General features: G+C 61.0%; 15 protein-coding genes. 7 read left to right on the top strand and 8 right to left on the bottom strand.

What is annotated here, in order from left to right:
- Positions 1-597 precede the first annotated feature (597 nt).
- The gene (locus tag HX790_RS29655) at positions 598-2097 is read left to right on the top strand and encodes an autotransporter outer membrane beta-barrel domain-containing protein (RefSeq protein ID WP_225933051.1); all 1500 of its coding nucleotides are present in this window, start codon (positions 598-600) and stop codon (positions 2095-2097) included.
- 114 nt (positions 2098-2211) lie between these two features.
- On the opposite strand, the gene HX790_RS24435 is transcribed toward HX790_RS29655, so the two are convergent.
- The 3 genes from HX790_RS24435 to HX790_RS24425 form a co-directional block, all read right to left on the bottom strand.
- Positions 2212-2853, bottom strand: coding sequence for a DUF1345 domain-containing protein (locus HX790_RS24435; protein ID WP_017135030.1), 642 nt, complete (start codon positions 2851-2853; stop codon positions 2212-2214).
- Positions 2854-3003: 150 nt separating this feature from the next.
- Entirely contained in the window at positions 3004-6096 is a 3093-nt protein-coding gene (locus tag HX790_RS24430) for an efflux RND transporter permease subunit (RefSeq protein WP_176992306.1), read from the bottom strand.
- Between the two features lie 6 nt (positions 6097-6102).
- On the bottom strand, positions 6103-7257 hold the full coding sequence (locus HX790_RS24425; protein ID WP_176992305.1) for an efflux RND transporter periplasmic adaptor subunit: 1155 nt from the start codon (positions 7255-7257) through the stop codon (positions 6103-6105).
- A 335-nt stretch (positions 7258-7592) separates the two neighbouring features.
- On the opposite strand from HX790_RS24425, the gene HX790_RS24420 reads away from it, so the two are divergent.
- Positions 7593-8294, top strand: a complete 702-nt coding sequence (locus tag HX790_RS24420; protein ID WP_017135033.1) for a response regulator transcription factor — start codon at positions 7593-7595, stop codon at positions 8292-8294.
- Positions 8295-8297: 3 nt separating this feature from the next.
- Positions 8298-9599, top strand: coding sequence for an ATP-binding protein (locus HX790_RS24415; RefSeq protein ID WP_099548239.1), 1302 nt, complete (start codon positions 8298-8300; stop codon positions 9597-9599).
- On the opposite strand, the gene HX790_RS24410 is transcribed toward HX790_RS24415, so the two are convergent.
- Genes HX790_RS24410 through HX790_RS24400 form a run of 3 tightly spaced genes read right to left on the bottom strand, consistent with a single transcriptional unit; the run spans position 9600 to position 11380 of the window.
- On the bottom strand, positions 9600-10274 hold the full coding sequence (locus HX790_RS24410; RefSeq protein ID WP_176992304.1) for an anti-sigma factor domain-containing protein: 675 nt from the start codon (positions 10272-10274) through the stop codon (positions 9600-9602).
- Positions 10271-10798, bottom strand: coding sequence for a sigma-70 family RNA polymerase sigma factor (locus tag HX790_RS24405; RefSeq protein ID WP_026013523.1), 528 nt, complete (start codon positions 10796-10798; stop codon positions 10271-10273). The genes HX790_RS24410 and HX790_RS24405 overlap by 4 nt, the downstream gene beginning before the upstream one ends.
- A gap of 60 nt (positions 10799-10858) precedes the next feature.
- Positions 10859-11380, bottom strand: coding sequence for a DUF3455 domain-containing protein (locus HX790_RS24400; protein WP_017135037.1), 522 nt, complete (start codon positions 11378-11380; stop codon positions 10859-10861).
- Positions 11381-11515: 135 nt separating this feature from the next.
- Here HX790_RS24400 and HX790_RS24395 point away from each other — a divergent pair, with 135 nt between their 5' ends.
- Positions 11516-12295, top strand: a complete 780-nt coding sequence (locus HX790_RS24395) for a class I SAM-dependent methyltransferase (RefSeq protein ID WP_176992303.1) — start codon at positions 11516-11518, stop codon at positions 12293-12295.
- Between the two features lie 82 nt (positions 12296-12377).
- Positions 12378-13163: a sulfite exporter TauE/SafE family protein gene (locus tag HX790_RS24390; RefSeq protein WP_017135039.1), complete on the top strand. Its 786-nt coding sequence runs from the start codon at positions 12378-12380 to the stop codon at positions 13161-13163.
- A gap of 127 nt (positions 13164-13290) precedes the next feature.
- Here HX790_RS24390 and HX790_RS24385 read toward each other — a convergent pair whose 3' ends face one another.
- Positions 13291-14529, bottom strand: a complete 1239-nt coding sequence (locus HX790_RS24385) for an acyl-CoA dehydrogenase family protein (protein ID WP_138453614.1) — start codon at positions 14527-14529, stop codon at positions 13291-13293.
- Between the two features lie 266 nt (positions 14530-14795).
- Between HX790_RS24385 and sfnG the strand changes: the two genes are divergently transcribed.
- A complete protein-coding gene (sfnG, locus tag HX790_RS24380; protein WP_099548248.1) occupies positions 14796-15881 on the top strand; it encodes a dimethylsulfone monooxygenase SfnG in 1086 nt (361 codons plus the stop codon).
- Here sfnG and HX790_RS24375 read toward each other — a convergent pair.
- Positions 15865-16965, bottom strand: a complete 1101-nt coding sequence (locus tag HX790_RS24375) for a GNAT family N-acetyltransferase/peptidase C39 family protein (protein WP_176992302.1) — start codon at positions 16963-16965, stop codon at positions 15865-15867. The genes sfnG and HX790_RS24375 overlap by 17 nt on opposite strands.
- A 94-nt stretch (positions 16966-17059) precedes the next feature.
- Between HX790_RS24375 and HX790_RS24370 the strand changes: the two genes are divergently transcribed.
- Positions 17060-18646 (top strand): RimK family protein, encoded by a 1587-nt coding sequence (locus HX790_RS24370; RefSeq protein WP_218172186.1) that lies wholly within the window; start codon positions 17060-17062, stop codon positions 18644-18646.
- The last annotated feature ends 1 nt before the right edge of the window (position 18647 follow it).

Genomic DNA, 18647 nt, shown 5'->3' with positions numbered 1-18647 from the left:
TGGCAATTGTCGGGCCAATCAGCGTTGACGATGAACCGTGCAACAGCCACCACGATCAACCTTTCAAATTCCACGTTGAACATGAACAGCGGCAGTATGGCGAATAGTGTACATGCTGTGCAGGGCTCCACAGTAAACATGGACGCTGCACGTGTTACTTCGAGCGATTCCCTATACGGCGCCGTGCGGCTGGACAGCAGTAAGGCGGTTATTAATAACAGTACCCTCACCAATACCAGCGGCGTAGGGTTGCAGGCGTTTGGTTTTGTAGGCACTTCGAGCGGCTCGTCCGCTGAGGTCAGCAACTCTACGATCAGTGGCGCTATCGGCGGTGCGGAAGCATTCACCGGCAGTCAGTTACACTTTAAACAAAACTCGCTGGTGCAGGGCACGGGAGTAGGGGCCTTTGGGCTCTCCCTCGCAGGTGCCACGGCGACTGCCACGCAAAGTACTATCATCGGCAATGGTCATGGCGTGTCGTTCACCCGTAATCGGGGGGACCTGACGGATGGCAAACTGGTTTTGGACCAGTCCGTGGTTGAGGGTCGCAGCGGTTCGGCCATCTCGGTCAGGGGCACGCCAAATCGAGTGCCAGTGGTGTCTATCGATGTACTCAACGGTTCTACGTTGAAAGGCGGTAATGGCAATCTACTGTCGGTGTCTGGCGGTGCCACGGCAACGATGAATGTGGATAACAGCCGAAACCTGGCCGGTAATGTAATCGCCGATGCCACCAGCACCGTGCATTTGAACCTGCAAAACAACGCCGAGCTGACGGGCCAGTTGCAGAACGTCTCCACCCTGAGCGTAGGCAATGCTTCCAACTGGAACATGACCGGTGACAGCCAGGTGGGCGCACTGAACATGGCCGGTGGTACGGTGACCATGGGCGCGGCGAATGAGTTTTACCAACTGAACCTTCAGACGCTTTCGGGTAACGGCACCTTTGTCATGGGCACCGATTTCGACCAAGGCAAAACCGACTTTATCAATGTCACCGGCGAAGCCACGGGCAACCACAGCCTGGCACTCGCAGCCAGCGGCAGCGAACTGGTCAAAACCCAGGTTGTGCACACCGGCGGCGGTGACGCGGCGTTCTCCCTGGAGGGCGGCCCGGTCGACATGGGTGCCTATGCCTATAACCTGAAACAGGAAGGCAATGACTGGTTTCTGGACACGCAAACCCGTGTGATCAGCCGCAGTGCCCGCGTGGTGACGGCATTGTTCAACACCCCGGTGACCATCATGACCGCCGAAGAGGGCTCATTGCGCCAACGTATGGGTGAGTTGCGTTACTCGAAAAGCACCGGTCTTTGGGTCCGTGGTATCGGCAGTCAATATGATGTGTCCCAGAGTTCGGGCACCGGCTACTCGCAGAACCTGCGAGGTTTTTCCATCGGTGCTGATACGCCGCTGGGCGACAGCCAATGGAAGGTGGGTGTATTTGGCGGCCACAGTAACTCTGACGTAAACCCGGCTCGCGGCGCTGCCGGTACCGTCAAGAGCTACTTCCTGGGTACCTATGCCACCTGGATGGACGAAGAAAGCGGTTTCTATTTTGATGCCGTGGCCAAAGCCAACCGGTTCCAGAACCAGGCCAAGGCAACACTCAGTGACAACACGTCGACCAAGGGTGGCTACAACAACGTAGGCGGTGGTGTATCGGCTGAACTCGGCCGTCATATCAAGTTCGGTGAGAGTTCCTTTATTGAACCTTACGGCCGACTGTCGACCATTGTGGTCCAGGGTGGCACGTACAGCCTGAAAAACGGTTTGCAAGTGGACGGTGAGCGCACCCGCTCAAGGACCGCCGAGGCCGGTGCGACCGTTGGTCATGAGTTCCAACTCGATGATGGCACGCTGATCAAGCCTTACCTGCGTGCGGCAATGGTCCACGAGTTTGCCAACAACAATAAGGTCACGGTCAACAACCAGACCTTCAACAATGATTTGTCGGGCTCGCGCACCAAGTACGGTGCCGGTGTGGCGGTGTCGTTTACCCAGGACCTGCAGGCGCATGTCGACCTGGAGACCAGCACCAGTGACAAAATCAAGCAAAAAGCCGCTGTCAATGTTGGCCTGCGTTATGCGTTCTAAATAAACCGGCGCCCTATAAAGCCCTGATCGAAAGATCAGGGCTTTTTTTTTGAACGCAAAAGCGCTTTTCAATAGCCTTTTTCGGTTAGATCAGGATTGCCGCCATATCAGGGTTCAACTGAACAGCCCGGCAGCAATATTGATCGAGAAGCCCAGAATCGCCGTATTGAACAGAAACCCAATCAACGACTGGCCCAAAACGACTTTGCGCATTGCGCGTGTAGCAACCCCCACATCCGCGGTTTGCACCGCCACGCCGATGGTGAACGAGAAGTACAGGAAGTCCCAGTAATTGGGGTTACGCAGCCCTTCGGCAAAGCGCAGCGCCGGCTCGTCGCCTTCCCAGGTGTAGAACAGGCGGGCGTAATGCACACTGAAAATCACCCCGGTTAGTAACCATGAACCAATCACCGTCATGCCGGTAAAACCGTAGTGCAGCAGGCGCGCCGTGCTGTCCAGGTCTTTGCTGCCTACCAGGTTGACTGTGATGGTAGCCAGGCTCGCAATCGCGGCAATGCACACCATGAACAGCACCAGCCCGGCGTTTTCATCCTCGATCTCGGCGATGCGCTTTACATCATCGGCACGTGAGCGGCTGGTAAGCCACAGCATCAGCGCCAGGTAGGTCCAGACCCCGGCGTTCCAGCCAATCAGGATTTTGCTGATCAGCGTATCGGCCGGCGCCAGAATGCCCACGGCAAGGCCAAGAACGGCGGCGGATGAGAGGCGAGGGTGGGTGCGGGCGAGGAAGGCCATAGGTGCTCACAACAGGGGAGGTTGTGAGCACCTTATGTTGCGCTGCTGCAAGCTACAAGGTGCAAGCGGCAAGCGGCAAGCTGCAAGCTGCAAGTTAGAGGCAAGCCAGCTCTTACTTGCCGCTTGAAGCTTGCCACTTGCCGCTTAATGCTAGTCGCTGCGTCTGCGCACCAGCTTCATCACCACCACAAAGAACACCGGCACAAACACCACCGCCAGCGTCGCGGTGATCATCCCGCCGATCACGCCTGTACCAATCGCCTGCTGGCTGGCCGAGCTGGCGCCGGTGGCAATCGCCAAGGGCACCACGCCAAGGATAAACGCCAGCGAGGTCATGATGATCGGCCGTAACCTGAGCCGCGCGGCTTTCAGGGTGGCGTCGATCAGATCCTCACCTTGGTCAACCAGGTCCTTGGCAAACTCGATAATCAGAATCGCGTTCTTTGCCGACAAACCGATGATGGTGATCAAACCGACCTTGAAGAACACGTCATTGGGCATGCCACGCAAGCCCACCGCCAATACGGCGCCGAGCACACCCAGCGGCACCACCAGCAACACCGAGGTGGGTATCGACCAGCTTTCATACAGCGCCGCCAGGCACAGGAACACGATCAGCAGCGACAGGCCCAACAACAACGGCGCCTGGGAGCCGGACAAACGTTCCTGCAACGACAACCCGGTCCATTCCTGGCCCAGGCCCGCCGGCAGTTGGCTGACCAGACGCTGGATTTCTTCCATGGCCTCACCGGTGCTGTGCCCCGGCGCCGCTTCGCCGCTGATGGCGATGGCCGGGTAGCCGTTGTAGCGCGTCAGCTGCGCCGGGCCTTGGGTCCAGCTGGCTTCAACAAAGGATGACAGGGGCACCATCTTGCCGGCGTTATTGCGCACGTTGATTTTCATCAAGTCCGCCACCTGGCTGCGTTGGTCGCCTTCGGCCTGCACCACCACCCGTTGCATGCGGCCCTGGTTGGGGAAGTCGTTGACATAGGCCGAGCCGATGGCCGAGGACAGCACATTACCCACATCGGCAAACGACACGCCCAAGGCATTGGCTTGCTTGCGGTCCACTTGCAACTGCACTTGCGGTGCTTCGGCCAAGGCACTTTCGCGCACGTTGGCCAGGATTGGGCTTTTTTCGGCGGCCGCCAGCAACTCGGTACGTGCTTGCATCAACGCGGCATGGCCGACACCGCCACGGTCCTGCAAGCGGAACTCGAAGCCGCTGGAAGTGCCCAGGCCGTCCACCGGTGGCGGCAGGATCGCGTAGGCAATCGCATCCTTAAGCTCGCTGAACGCTTCGTTGGCACGCTCGGCAATTGCCGAGGCCGAATCTTCGCTGCTGCGCTGCGACCAATCCTTGAGCGTGGTAAACGCCAGCGCCGCGTTCTGCCCGGAACCGGAGAAACTGAAGCCCATGATCATGGTGGTATCGCCCACTCCAGGCTCGCCGGCGTTGTGCGCTTCGATCTGCTCGGCCACCTGCACCGTGCGGTTCTTGCTCGCGCCCGGCGGTAGCTGGATATCGGTGATGGTGTAACCCTGGTCTTCCACCGGCAGGAATGAGGAGGGCAGGCGACTGAACATCCACCCCAGGCCCACCAGCAGCACCAGATAGATCAACAGGTAGCGGCCGCTGCGCTTGAGGGCATAGGCCACCCAGCCTTCATAGCGGTCGGTGAGGCGCTCAAAACGCGTGTTGAACCAGCCGAAGAAACCGCCCTTGGCGTGGTGCTCGCCCTTGGCAATCGGTTTGAGCAAGGTGGCGCACAGCGCCGGCGTCAATGTCAGGGCCAGGAACGCCGAGAACAGGATCGAGGTGGCCATCGACAGTGAGAACTGTTGGTAGATCACACCCACCGAACCCGGCATGAACGCCATCGGCAGGAACACCGCCACCAGCACCAACGTGATACCGACGATGGCGCCAGTGATCTGGCCCATGGCTTTTTTCGTTGCGTCCTTGGGCGACAGGCCTTCGGTGGCCATGATGCGCTCGACGTTTTCGACCACCACAATCGCATCGTCCACCAGGATGCCGATCGCCAGCACCATGCCGAACATGGTCAGCACGTTGATCGAAAAACCCAGCAACAGCATGGTGGCGAAGGTGCCCATCAGTGCAATCGGCACCACCAGTGTGGGGATCAAGGTGTAGCGCACGTTCTGCAGGAACAGGAACATCACCGCAAACACCAGTGCCATCGCCTCCAGCAAGGTGTAGACCACCTTGGTGATCGATACTTTGACGAACGGCGACGTGTCGTAAGGGATCTTGTACTCCACGTTGGCCGGGAAGTAGCGCGACAGCTCGTCCATCTTTGCCCGCACCAGGGTTGCGGTGTTCAGCGCGTTGGCGCCGGGCGACAGTTGCACACTGACGGCAGTCGACGGCTTGCCATTCAGGCGCGTGGAGAACTGGTATTCCTGGCTGCCGACTTCCACCCGCGCCACATCGCCGATGCGCACGGTGGAACCGTCGGGGTTGGCCTTGAGCACGATGTCGGCAAATTCCGCCGGGGTCGACAGTTGGCCCTTGACCAGGATTGCGGCGGTGATTTCCTGGGTCTTGGTGCCCGGCAAATCGCCAATGCTGCCTGCCGAGACCTGAGCGTTTTGCGCGCTGATCGCGGCGTTCACGTCGGCCGGCGTCAGGTTGAAACCGATCAGCTTCTGCGGGTCGATCCAGATGCGCATGGCGCGTTCGGCACCATACAGCTGGGCCTTGCCCACGCCGTCCAGGCGCTTGAGTTCGTTCATCACGTTGCGCGCCAGGTAATCGCTGAGCGCTACGTCGTCGAGCTTGCCGTCGTTGGAGGTCAGGGTCACCAACAGCAGGAAGCCGGCGGAGACTTTCTCCACCTGCAAACCTTGCTGGGTCACGGCTTGCGGCAAGCGCGGTTCTACCGCTTTAAGGCGGTTTTGCACGTCCACCTGGGCCATTTCCGGGTTGGTGCCTGGCTGGAAGGTCGCGGTGATGGTGGCCGAGCCCAGGCTGCTTTGCGATTCGAAGTACAGCAGGTGATCGGCGCCGTTAAGCTCCTGCTCGATCAGGCTGACCACGCTCTCATCCAGGGTCTGGGCCGAGGCGCCGGGGTACACCGCGTAGATCTCCACTTTCGGCGGCGCAACGTTGGGGTACTGGGCCACCGGCAACTGCGGGATGGCGAGCGCGCCGGCCAGCAGGATAAACAGGGCCACCACCCAGGCGAAAATCGGGCGGTCAATAAAGAACTGCGGCATGGCGGGTTATTCCTTGACTGGCTGGCCGGAGGCGGGGCTGTCGTCCACCTCGACTTTTTCACCGGGGCGCGCGTGTTGCAGGCCTTCGACGACGATACGGTCACCGGGCTTGAGGCCGCTGCTGACGATCCAGCGGTCCTCGATCACCGCGCCCAGTTCCACCGGCTGCTGGCTGACGGTCTGCTCGGCGTCCAACAGCAGCACCATCGGGATGCCGGCGCTGTCACGGGTGATGGCGCGTTGCGGCACGCTGATACCTTGCTTGTCCACGGCCTGTTCGAGGCGCACACGCACAAAGCTGCCCGGCAACAGGTCGAGGTCCGGGTTGGGGAACTCGCTGCGCAGGATGATCTGCCCGGTGCCCGGGTCGACGCTGATTTCCGCAAACAGCAGCTTGCCCGGCAACGGGTACAGGCTGCCGTCGTCCTGGATCAGCGTGGCCTTGGCCTGGTCCTGGCCGACCTGCTTCAAGCTGCCGGCGCGGAAGGCGCGGCGCAGGTCATTGAGTTCGCGGGTCGACTGGGTGAGGTCGGCGTGGATCGGGTCCAGTTGCTGGATAATTGCCAGCGGCGTGGCCTCGTTCTGGCCGACCAGCGCACCTTCGGTCACCAACGCACGGCCGATGCGCCCGGAAATCGGTGCGGTGACGGTGGCGTAGCCCAGGTTCAACCGGGCGCGTTCGACTGCGGCCTTGTTGGCGGCGACTTCGGCGTTGGTCTGGCGCACGGCGGCGCGGGCGTTGTCGTAGTCCTGGCCGCTGATGGCGTTGCCTTCGACCAACTGGCTGTAGCGCTGCTCCTGCAGGCGCGCCTGGAATGCGTTGGCTTCGGCCTTGCTCAGGTTGGCCTGGGCGCTGTCCAGGTCGGCCTTGAACGGCGCGGGGTCGATGCGAAACAGCACGTCACCCTGTTTTACGTCGTGGCCTTCCTTGAACACCCGCTGCATGACCACGCCGGCGACCCGTGCGCGCACTTCGGCAATGCGCGGCGCGGCGATACGCCCGCTCAATTCGCTGGTGATCGAGAGAGGCTTGGCCTGCAGGATTTCGATGCGCACTTTGGCCAGTGGCGCCTCTGGCGCTTCATCGGCCGACTGGCCACAGCCACTCAGGGCCAGCGTCAGGGCCAGCAGGCAAAATGGCGCAAACAGATTCTTCGACATGCTCATATCCCAATATTGACTGGCGCATCCTAAAGACACCTGCGCCGTGGTGCTGTGAAGCTGTGTAGGCCGTGTGTGAAGAAGTGTAAGGTGCGGCCCATAGTCGCTTGAGGGCGTATATCCTTGCACAATCCTGCAAACAGCAAAGATCAAATGTGAAAACCGGGCCTGTGTGGGAGCCGGGCTTATGTGGGAGCCGGGCTTGCCCGCGATGCAGGCACCTCGGTCTTTCATAGAGAACGAGGCGATGCTATCGCAGGCAAGCCAGCTCCCACACAGGCCCGCTCCCACAAGGGTCTGCGTACCGCCGACAAACAGTATTATTTGGAAACACCATGCCCAACATCCTCCTGGTGGAAGACGACGCCGCACTCTCCGAGCTGATTGCCAGCTACCTGGAACGCAATGGCTACCACGTCAATGTGCTCAGCCGTGGCGACCATGTGCGTGAACGGGCGCGCCTTAACCCGCCGGACCTGGTGATCCTCGACCTGATGCTGCCCGGTCTCGACGGCTTGCAGGTGTGCCGCCTGCTGCGTGCCGACTCGGCGGGCCTGCCGATTCTGATGCTCACCGCCCGCGATGACAGCCACGATCAGGTGCTGGGCCTGGAGATGGGCGCCGACGATTATGTCACCAAGCCTTGCGAGCCACGTGTGCTGCTCGCCCGTGTACGCACCTTGCTGCGCCGCAGCAGTTTATCCGAGCCACAGGTGGCCAACGACCAGATCGTCATGGGCAACCTGTGCATCGACCTGTCGGAGCGCACCGTGACCTGGCGCGAGCAGGCGGTGGAGCTGTCCAGCGGCGAGTACAACCTACTGGTGGTGCTGGCCCGGCACGCCGGTGAAGTGCTCAGCCGCGACCAGATCCTGCAGCGTTTGCGCGGTATCGAGTTCAACGGCACCGACCGTTCGGTGGACGTGGCCATCTCCAAGCTGCGCCGCAAGTTCGACGACCACGCAGGCGAAGCGCGCAAGATCAAGACCGTGTGGGGCAAGGGCTACCTGTTCAGCCGTTCCGAGTGGGAATGCTGATCCATGTTTCGTGTACTGCTGCGCCTCTACCTGGTCACCATCATTACCTTCAGTGCCGCGATATTCCTGATTCCCAAGTTGGTGATCCAGCTGTTTGAACACCGCTACATGGACTACAACATCGAGCAGACCCGTGGCCTGCAAAAGCTTATCGTCAAGCAGTATCTGCGTGCGCCGGTGGAGCATTGGTCGCACGTGACCGAGCAACTGAACCGGGATTTCGCGCCGCTGCAAGTCAAGTTGCTGCTGCGCCAGGACGCCAGCTATACCCCCGAGGAGGAGCAACTGCTGGAGCACGGCAAGCCGGTGATCCGCCTGGGCGAGTGGGGCTGGATGGAAGACATCAGTTCGCCGATCAACCAGCAGTTTGCGGTGAAACTGAGCATCCCCCCGGACCCGCTGGACATGAACCTGCTGTACTGGTCGATGAACGTGCTGATTGGCGCGGCCTTGCTCGCCTGCCTGCTGTTCTGGCTGCGCCCGCACTGGCGTGACCTGGAGCGCCTGAAAAGCACCGCCGCGCAATTGGGCCGGGGCAACCTCAGTGAGCGCACACAGATTCCCGCCAGCTCCAACATCGGCAGCCTGGCGTCGGTGTTCGACACCATGGCCGACGACATCGAAGGCCTGCTCAACCAGCAGCGAGACTTGCTCAACGCGGTGTCCCATGAACTGCGCACGCCGCTGACGCGCCTGGACTTCGGCCTGGCCCTGGCGCTGTCCGAAGACTTGCCCCAGGCCAGTCGCGAGCGCCTGCAAAGCCTGGTGGCGCATATACGCGAGCTGGACGAGTTGGTGCTGGAATTGCTTTCCTACAGCCGCCTGCAAAACCCGGCGCAGTTGCCGGAGCGGGTGGACGTGGTGCTCGACGAGTTTATCGACAGCGTGCTGGGCAGCGTCGATGACGAACTGGAAAACCCCGAGATCGTCATCGACGTGGCGCTTGACTGCGCGGTGGAGCGTTTCAGCCTCGACCCGCGCCTCACGGCCCGGGCATTGCAGAACCTGTTGCGCAATGCCACGCGCTATTGCGACAAGCGCATTCAGGTTGGGGTCAAGGTGTGTGCCGATGGCTGTGAAATATGGGTGGACGATGACGGCATCGGCATTCCCGTGGAACAGCGCGAGCGTATCTTCGAACCCTTCTATCGCCTGGACCGCAGCCGCGACCGCGCCACTGGCGGCTTTGGCCTTGGCCTGGCGATCAGCCGGCGCGCCATGGAAGCCCAGGGCGGTACATTGACGGCCCTGGCCTCGCCCCTGGGCGGGGCACGGTTCAGGGTGTGGTTGCCCAGCGCAGGTTGATCAGAGCACTTTGACCGCGCGGCCGATGGCCTGGATCGGCCCGGTCGGCTTGCCGGTCGGTGAACCGCGAGGGTCTTCCAGGGTCAGCTCGAACAGCTGGTTGGGCGTGAGCGGCGGCAGCTTGTCCAGCGGCACCGAGAGCGTTTGCCCAGGCTTGACCAGCCCCAATGACACCGGAGCCTGCCAGCCATCGCCCTTGGTCCAGAATTGCAGGGCTTTGTCGCTCGGCACCTCCATCACCCCCAACGGAATCAGTTGGATCTGCTGGTCATGGCTGGCCTGGATCACCCAGCCGGGTGCCTGGTTCTGTGGCGCAACCAACACCACCACAAACGTCGGATCGGCTACGGGCGGGCGGGTCAACAGCAGGGCCGCCAACACCAGTGTGGTCACCAGGCCTGCGCCGGCCAACCCACGCCAGAGCGCCAGCAGGTTCCACCAAGGCACGCCGGCTGGCTGATTTGCCGTGCTGCGTTCGATGCGCCGCCACAGTTGCGCGGACGGCGGCACGGGTTCGGCCAAGGCGGTCAGCGGCAGCAGGCGCTGCTCCCAGGCATCCACCGCCGCACGCAACTCGCTGTCATGCTTCAGGCGTTGCTCGACCTCGGCGCGTTGCTCGGCGGGCAGGGTGCCCAGCACATATTCGCTGGCGAGTTCATCCAGTGGGTTGCTCATGCCATGCACTCGCGCAGCGCGACGAGGCTCCGTTTGATCCAGGCTTTGACGGTGCCCAGGGGCGTGTCCAGTTTCCGGGCGATTTCGCTGTGGGAATAACCGTCGACATAGGCGTGAAGGATGCACGTGCGACGGGGCGGGTCGAGTTGTTCCAGGCAGCGGTACACCTGACCTTCTCGGGCGCTGAATTCGAAGCTGTCATTGGGGGCGGCGAGCTGCTCGTGTTCGTCGCTCAATGCCACCTCCCGGTAGTGATTGCGCACGGCATTGAGCGCCAGGTGCCGGGTGATGCTGAACACCCAGCCCCGCGCCGAACCACGGCTTGGGTCGAAACTGCCGGCGCCGCGCCAGACCTTGATAAACGCGTCATGCACGACATCTTCGGCCAGGGCTTTGTCACGCACAATGCGCAACGCCACGCCGAGCAAGCGGCTGCTGTCCTCGGCATAGAGTTGGCGCAAGGCGCGTTGGTCGCCACGGGCACACGCCGCCAGGCAGGTTTCGTAATCAAACAAACACGGCATCCTTAAAGGGCTGAGTCCTGTGGCGAGCGCACTCGCCACAGGCAGCGTAGCCGAGTTTACTCAGTTGGCTGCCCAGAAAATGTAGTCGGCCTGGTACTTCACCACGGCCTGCTGGCCTTTGTTCGCCGCCGTGCATTCGCTGCTCGGCGCCACGCCGCCTTTAAGGGCGACACGCTGGATGTAACTGACGCCACTCATGGCACCTTTACCTTCGGCCGGGTTGGCCTTGACCAGTTGATAGGGCAGGTTGCCTGCACTCGAAGGCGCTACCGCCAGTTGAGTGCCGGTGATTTTCGAGCCATCCTGGGCCTGCCAGGTGGCGGGCGGGCCGAAGTAGTTGCCCACCGGCTTGCCGCTGCGATCATTCAACACGGCTTTGGGGCCGACAAAGAACCATTCGGTCTGGCCGACGGCGTTGGCTTTGTCGCGGCATTCGTAGGTGATTTCGCCGACCCCGGTGGTTTCCATCGCAATCTTGTGCCCGTCCGGCACCTTGATGCTGTCCGGCAAGCCGGTCTGGGCGAAAGCCGCAGGCGCGACGGTGAGTGCAGCCGCGAGGCAGAACAGTGTTTTAGCGTTCATGGGTAGTGCTCCATTTGAGTAAAACAGCGGGGTGACTGCAAGGACTACACGCGAGGCGCACGATTGGATGCACGGGTTAGAAAATAAACCTCAGAGGGCGCACACTGTGCGCCCGCCCCCGAGGAGAAACTCGCAATGACTGGTGTTCACACGTCTGCTCAACAAGGTTTCTCGACCCAGGCCGCCACCTACGCCCAAGGTCGACCGGACTACCCACGCCAACTCACCGGCTGGCTGACCGATACACTGGGTATCAACGCACAGTCGACCGTGATCGACCTGGGGGCCGGCACCGGCAAGTTCACCCGTTTGCTCAGCACCCTGGCGCCCAGCCTGATTGCCGTCGAGCCGGTCGAGGCCATGGGCGTGCAACTGAGCAAACTGTTGCCGGATGTACGCCTGCTCAGCGGCACCGCAGACGCTATCCCTTTGCCGGAGGCCAGCGCCGATGCGCTGGTGTGCGCGCAAGCCTTCCACTGGTTCGCAACCGAGGCCGCACTGGCAGAGATCCACCGCGTGCTCAAGCCTGACGGGCGCCTGGGGCTGGTGTGGAATGTGCGCGATGAGTCGGTGGACTGGGTTGCGGCCATCACCGAAATCATTACGCCCTATGAAGGCGACACGCCGCGTTTTCATACAGGGCATTGGCGCGAAGCCTTCACCGGTGGGTATTTTTCCGCGCCGCAAATGAGCTGTTTTGCCTATCAGCATGTGGGCAGCCCCCAGGAAGTGATCATGGATCGCTTTCTGTCTGTGAGCTTTATCGCGGCGCTACCGGCCGCGCAAAAGGCCACGGTGACCGAGCAATTACGCGGGCTGATCAACACTCACCCGGCGCTGCGCGGGCGTGACACTGTGGCGTTTCCGTATCAGACCCAGGCCTATGTCTGCCATCGTCTGACAGAAAAAGCATAAAGTCAGATCATATTGATATAAGTCGTTATAAGAAAAATCGCTATCCTGCGGCCAGAATTTTATAAGGCCGCGGGTAGTTGTAATGGATGTGGGCAATTTTGGTTTTGTAGTCGCTGGCCTGATCGTTGGTTTTATCGTCGGCATGACCGGTGTCGGCGGCGGGTCCCTGATGACGCCGATCCTGTTGTGGTTCGGCATCAACCCGGCCACCGCCGTGGGCACTGACTTGTTATACGCCGCCATCACCAAGTCCGGTGGGGTGCTGGTACACAGCAAAAACCGCAATATCGACTGGACCATCACTGGCTGGCTGACCTTGGGCAGCGTGCCGGCGGTGCTTTTGACGCTGTGGTTCCTGGCCAGCCTGCACACTGATCCCAGCGCGATGAATGCAGTGATCAAGCAGGCGCTGGGCTTTGTGCTGCTGCTGACGGCGCTGGCGATCCTGTTCAAGAAAAGCCTGTTGGCGTTCGCCCAGCGGCATGCGGGCGATGATTACCACATGAGCCCGCGCAACCTCAACGCACTCACAGTCGTTACCGGCGCGATCCTGGGCACCATGGTTGCGTTGACCTCTATCGGCGCGGGTGCCCTCGGGACTGTGGCGTTGTTTATCTTGTATCCGTTCCTGGCCACGCGGCGTCTGGTCGGCACCGAGATCGCCCACGCCGTGCCGCTGACCCTGGTGGCGGGCCTGGGGCATGCCAGCATGGGCAATATGGACTGGCACTTGCTGGGCTTTTTGCTGATGGGGTCGTTGCCGGGGATTTACCTGGGCAGCCACATGACCGGCAAAGTCCCGGACGGCGTGTTGCGACCGTGTCTGGCGATTATGTTGATGACCATCGGGTATAAGCTCGCGTTCTGAGTGGTACACAGGATCGTTCCCACGCTCTGCGTGGGAATGCCACCCCGGACGCTCTGCGTCCCGCGCTTGAAGCCGTGACGCGGAGCGTCACAGGATGCATGCCCACGCAGAGCGTGGGAACGATCAATTACGCTTTGCCAGGCCCATTCCCGATCTGCCACACAAACGGCGGCTCGGTTCCATTGATCACCCAATCCCCCACGATCCGCGCCTTGTAGATCACCGGGTTATGCGACGACACGGTCCGCGCATTGCGCCAATGGCGATCCAGCGCTTTACCCTGGCGCACATCCGACGCCCCCAGCGCATTGAACAGCTCACTGGTAGCCCGCTGAATCAACTCCGACACCACCACCTGCGCTGTCGCCGATTCAATCTCGGCAGCCACGTTTGCCTCACGCTCAGCCACCTCATCCCCGGCAAATCTTGCCAAGTAAGCCCGTTGCGCCGGCACCGCAGCTTTCAACGCACTGGCCTCGGCGGCATACACCAGCGCGGCCACTTCGCCCACCACTTGCTGCACCTGCGGGTCCTGGCTGACATGTGCGGCATTGCCATGGCTGTAGATGCGTTTGCGGCTGCGCACCTGCTGCGCCACGTCGTTGAGCGCCGCACGGCCAATACCGGCCAGGCTCGCCAGCAGCACCAACTGGTAAAACGCGGTCTGGTATTTGAAGCGGGTGGCGAAGTCGATCACGTTGTCGGCCTCAACCACCGCATCGGTAAACCGTGTGGTGCCGCTGCCCGTGGTGCGTTGGCCGAACCCGTCCCAGTCATCACGTTGCACCACGCCGGGCTGGTGCGTGCGGGTGGCGGCGATCACGTCGGCGCCGGTGTCGCTGCGCTGGGCGTACACGTCGATCCAGTCGGAGAAAATGCTCCCGGTGCTGTAGAACTTTTCGCCGTTGAGCTTCCAGTGATCGCCATCCGGGCTGACCTGAGTGACCACATCGCCGATGGCCACAGTGCCGATTTCGGTCCACGCGCAACCGACGATATCGCCGTCGACAAACCGCTTGAACCACAGGTCGCGACCCGCGCTGGGTGGCGCGTTCAGGCGGTCTTCGGCAAAGGCGAAGTGCCCGCGCAGTGCCTGGGGCACATTGGAGTCGGCCGCCGCCAGTTCGATCAGCAGCTCAAACAATTGCGGCAGGGACGCGCCGCCACCGCCGTATTCCACCGGCACCCGCACCGCGCCGAACCCTGCGTGTTTGAGCCACTCAATCGGCTCATAGGGCAGGGCGCGCGCTTGTTCACGTGCCACGGCACCTTCGGCGATGCGCTGGAAAATCGGCCGGAAGCGCGCGGCAAGTGTGGGGTAATCGACGCCGATGGACAGCGGGTTGATGACATGTTGCTCGGTCATGGGATACGGCTCCTGGGCAGTGATCAATGCTTAGCGGATTGCACAGTCCGTGCCGGGCGGCGCAGCCCGTATTTACTGGGGGTGGATCCAAACTGCTGTTGCCCCAGCAACAGTAAATCGACAAAACAAGGCTATCCGCGACATTCGCTGGCTTGGCAAAAACCACTGCGATATACGCCGCAACGCCCATGGGGTGGTGCTTTGATGCTGTCTGGCACGCTTGCTGCTCAAGCCTGGTGACATCCTTTCCTGCGAGGTACTGCCAGATGAGTCAGCAAGCCGTGAAATTTGCCTATTGGGTACCCAACGTCAGTGGTGGGCTGGTGGTCAGCAAGATCGAACAGCGCACGCACTGGGGCATCGACTACAACCGCAAGCTCGCGCAATTGGCCGAGGCGGCCGGCTTCGAATATGGCCTGACGCAAATTCGTTTCACCGCCGGCTACGGTGCCGACAATCAGCATGAGTCTGTAGCGTTCAGCCATGCGTTGCTGGCGGCGACCACTAGGCTCAAGGTGATCGCCGCGATCCTGCCTGGCCCTTGGCAGCCGGCGCTGGCGGCCAAGCAGCTGGCGACCATCGACCAGCTCACCAATGGGCGCATCGCGGTGAATATCGTCAGCGGTTGGTTCAAGGGCGAGTTCCAGGCCATCGGCGAACCCTGGCTGGAACATGATGAACGTTATCGCCGTTCCGAGGAGTTTATCCGCGCCCTCAAAGGCATCTGGAGCCAGGACGATTTCACTTTCAAGGGCGACTTCTACCGTTTCAACAACTACAGCTTGAAACCCAAGCCGCTCGGCCAGCCGGAAGTGTTCCAGGGCGGCAGCTCACGGGCGGCGCGGGACATGGCGGCACGCGTGTCGGACTGGTACTTCACCAACGGCAACACGCCCGAAGGCATCAAGGCCCAGGTTGACGATCTCCGCATCAAGGCAGCGGCCAATCACCATTCGGTAAAAGTGGGTGTAAACGCGTTTGTGATCGCCCGCGACACCGAAGAAGAAGCCCGCGCCGTGCTCGCCGAAATCATTGACAAGGCCGACCCCGAAGCGGTGAATGCGTTTGGCGATGCGGCCAAACAGGCGGGCAAGGCCTCACCGGAAGGCGAGGGCAACTGGGCCAAGTCCAGCTTTGAGGACCTGGTGCAATACAACGACGGCTTCAAGACCAACCTGATTGGCACGCCGCAGCAGATCGCCGAGCGCATAGTCGCGCTCAAGGCTGTGGGCGTGGACCTGATACTGGCTGGCTTCCTGCATTTTCAGGAAGAGGTCGAATACTTCGGCCAGCGCGTCCTGCCGCTGGTGCGCGAGCTGGAAGCCAAGGCCGGCGTCAAGCAGGTGGCTTAAACAACACGACGGCCGCGCGCAATTTGTTATTGCCAAAACGGCACATGCGCTCGAACTCCCCATGGCTGACCGGCAGATGCTGGCAGTCCAGGGGCTGGCGATGCTGGCTGTGGTCCACGTCGGGGTCGTGCAGGTAGACGAACTCTTCATCGCAGTCGGTGACCATCACCCAATGTGGCGACTTGGAACGGGTGAGGCGGTAGCTGCTGATCAGTACCAGCGGCTGCCCGCCGGCCTGCAATACCTGCGGTAAATCCAGCGCGCCGCCGAATACCTGTTCGACGTCGCTGCCGACCAATTCCTCTTCAAACGCCTCATGCACTAAGCGCATCACGTCCTTTTTGTGCTGGTCGCGCACGCCATCCAGAAACAACGGCCCGCGCACATTCACCTGCATACGCACCCGAAAACCCCGGCGCCAGGCCGCCAACGCCAAGCCTTGCGGGCTGCAGCCGCCATGGCCTGCGGTCATGAACACGGTGGTGGCTTCACGCCAGATCTGCAGTTCTTCGCGCCGCCCGGCCACGCGCCCAGGCAGCAACGCGCCCATGGCCATCAGCAAGCACGCGGCGCCACAGGTGAAGTCGGTGGTCTGTTGGTAATACGGCACGCTCTGGGGGCGTGCGACCTGGTGCTGGAGGATGCGTTTTTCCAGTCGAATAGCGGCGGTGTGATCTTCGTAATAGTCATTTATCAGCGCAAAGCGGCGATAGCCGTTGCGCTCGTACAGCGCCAGGGCGCCGGGGTTGTCGGTGCGTACTTCCAGGCGCAGATAGGCGCAATCATGTTCCAGGGCGCAGGCCTCGATGCGCGTCAGCAATTGCTTGCCCAAGCCCATGCCGCGCGCACGCTCGGCGATGGCGATGGAGTACAGGCGCGCCAATGAAGTGCCGCGATGGAACAGCACCAGTGCATAACCTTGCAACTGCGCATCATTTTCCGCCACCAGCAACTGGCCATGGGCACGGCTGATCATCCACTGGAAACTGCGCAACGAGAGCCGGTCGGTGGTGAAACAGTGCTGTTCCAGTGCGACCAATTCAGGCACATCAGCAGGGGTTGCAACGCGAAAGGAAAGAGCCATATAACCGCCGTAAAAGTTGCGTAACGAAACGGGACTTCTCTAAAAGATCGTGCTTAATAGAAAAGGTCGAGTTCTCTAAAGCGGATCAAATATTATGTCAGCGGTACAAGGTCATTGGCGTGAAGTATCCGAGCAAAACGTCGCGGCGACAATAACTTCCAGCGGTTATTTTTCGGTCGCAAGCAAAGGTTCCAGCCAAGTGGTGATCATTGTCGAACGCAAGGAAGATTGGGCCTCTTACTTCCCCAGCGAAGACATCGTGACCGCCCAGGAATACCTTGAACAAACCCGTGAAAGCGAGACGGGCAAGCGTGTGCAGGTGATCAACCTGTGCCGCAGCTACAAGTATCTGGGGCACGGCTACTACTGCTCGTTGTTGGCCGAAGCGCGCGGCCACAAGGTGATTCCGTCGGTACGCACCATCAGTGAACTGACTAAAAAGTCGCTGTATGGCTTGTCACTGGATGACCTGGATAAAACCCTCGATAAAGCCTTGAGTCATCACCTTTACAGCAATACCGAAGGCTTTACCCTGACACTTTATTTTGGTCGAACCAATATAGAGCCGCTGCAAGAGTTGGCCCGCCAGTTATTTGAAACCTTCCCGTGCCCGATCTTGTTAATTGAGTTTCGCAAACACAATGGCTGGCACATCGACGGGGTCAAGTCCGGGGTCTTGCACAAGTTGCGCGATGACCAGGAAGACCAGTTCGCCCACGCCCTCGACAACTTCAGCCGCAAGATCTGGCGCCAGCCGCGCTCACGCCGCTTGGCGCGGTATGACCTGGCGATTCTTCACGACCCGCAGGAGCAACTGCCGCCGTCCAATGCTCGCGCCCTGGAAAACTTCGTGCGGGTCGGCAAAGGGCTGGGCATCGATGTGGAACTGATCGAGCGCAAGGATTACTCACGGCTGGCCGAGTACGACGCCTTGCTGATCCGCGAGACCACCAGTGTCGACAACCACACCTATCGCTTCGCCAAAAAAGCCGAAAGCGAAGGCCTGGTGGTCATGGACGACCCGGCATCGATCCTGCGCTGTACCAACAAGGTCTACCTCACTGACCTGCTCAACAGCCATCAACTGGGCATGCCCGCCACCGAGATTCTCTACAAGGAGCGACCGCAAGATTTCGAAAGGGTCGGCGAGCGCCTGGGTTTCCCGCTGGTGTTGAAGATCCCCGACGGCTGCTTCTCGCGCGGCGTAATCAAGGTGGAAAGCCAGGAAGCCCTGCTCAAGGCCACCGCCGAGTTGTTCGAACACTCTGTGCTGCTGCTGGCCCAGGAGTTTTTCTACACCGAGTACGACTGGCGCATTGGTGTGCTCAACCGCAAGCCGATCTTTGCCTGCCAATACTTCATGTCCAAGGGCCACTGGCAGATTTATAACCACAAGGCTATCGGCCAGGACATCAACGGCGAATGCCGCACCCTGGCGGTTCATGAAGCGCCCAAGGCAGTGGTGGAACTGGCGGTAAAAACCGCCAACCTGATCGGCGACGGCCTCTACGGTGTCGACCTCAAGCAGTCCGGCGACAAAGTGGTGGTGATCGAGGTCAACGACAACCCCAATATGGACGCCGGTATCGAAGATGCCTATTTGCAAGACGACCTGTATGCGCTGGTGCTCGAGGAGTTTGTACGGCGATTGGAGTTGAAACGCCAGGGCCAGGGCTGGTGAC

The sequence above is a fragment of the Pseudomonas sp. IPO3747 genome (assembly GCF_013385245.1).
Classification (GTDB): Bacteria; Pseudomonadota; Gammaproteobacteria; order Pseudomonadales; family Pseudomonadaceae; genus Aquipseudomonas; species Aquipseudomonas edaphica.
Note: the sequence above shows the minus strand (reverse complement) of the source record. Positions and strands in the feature narration are given on the sequence as shown.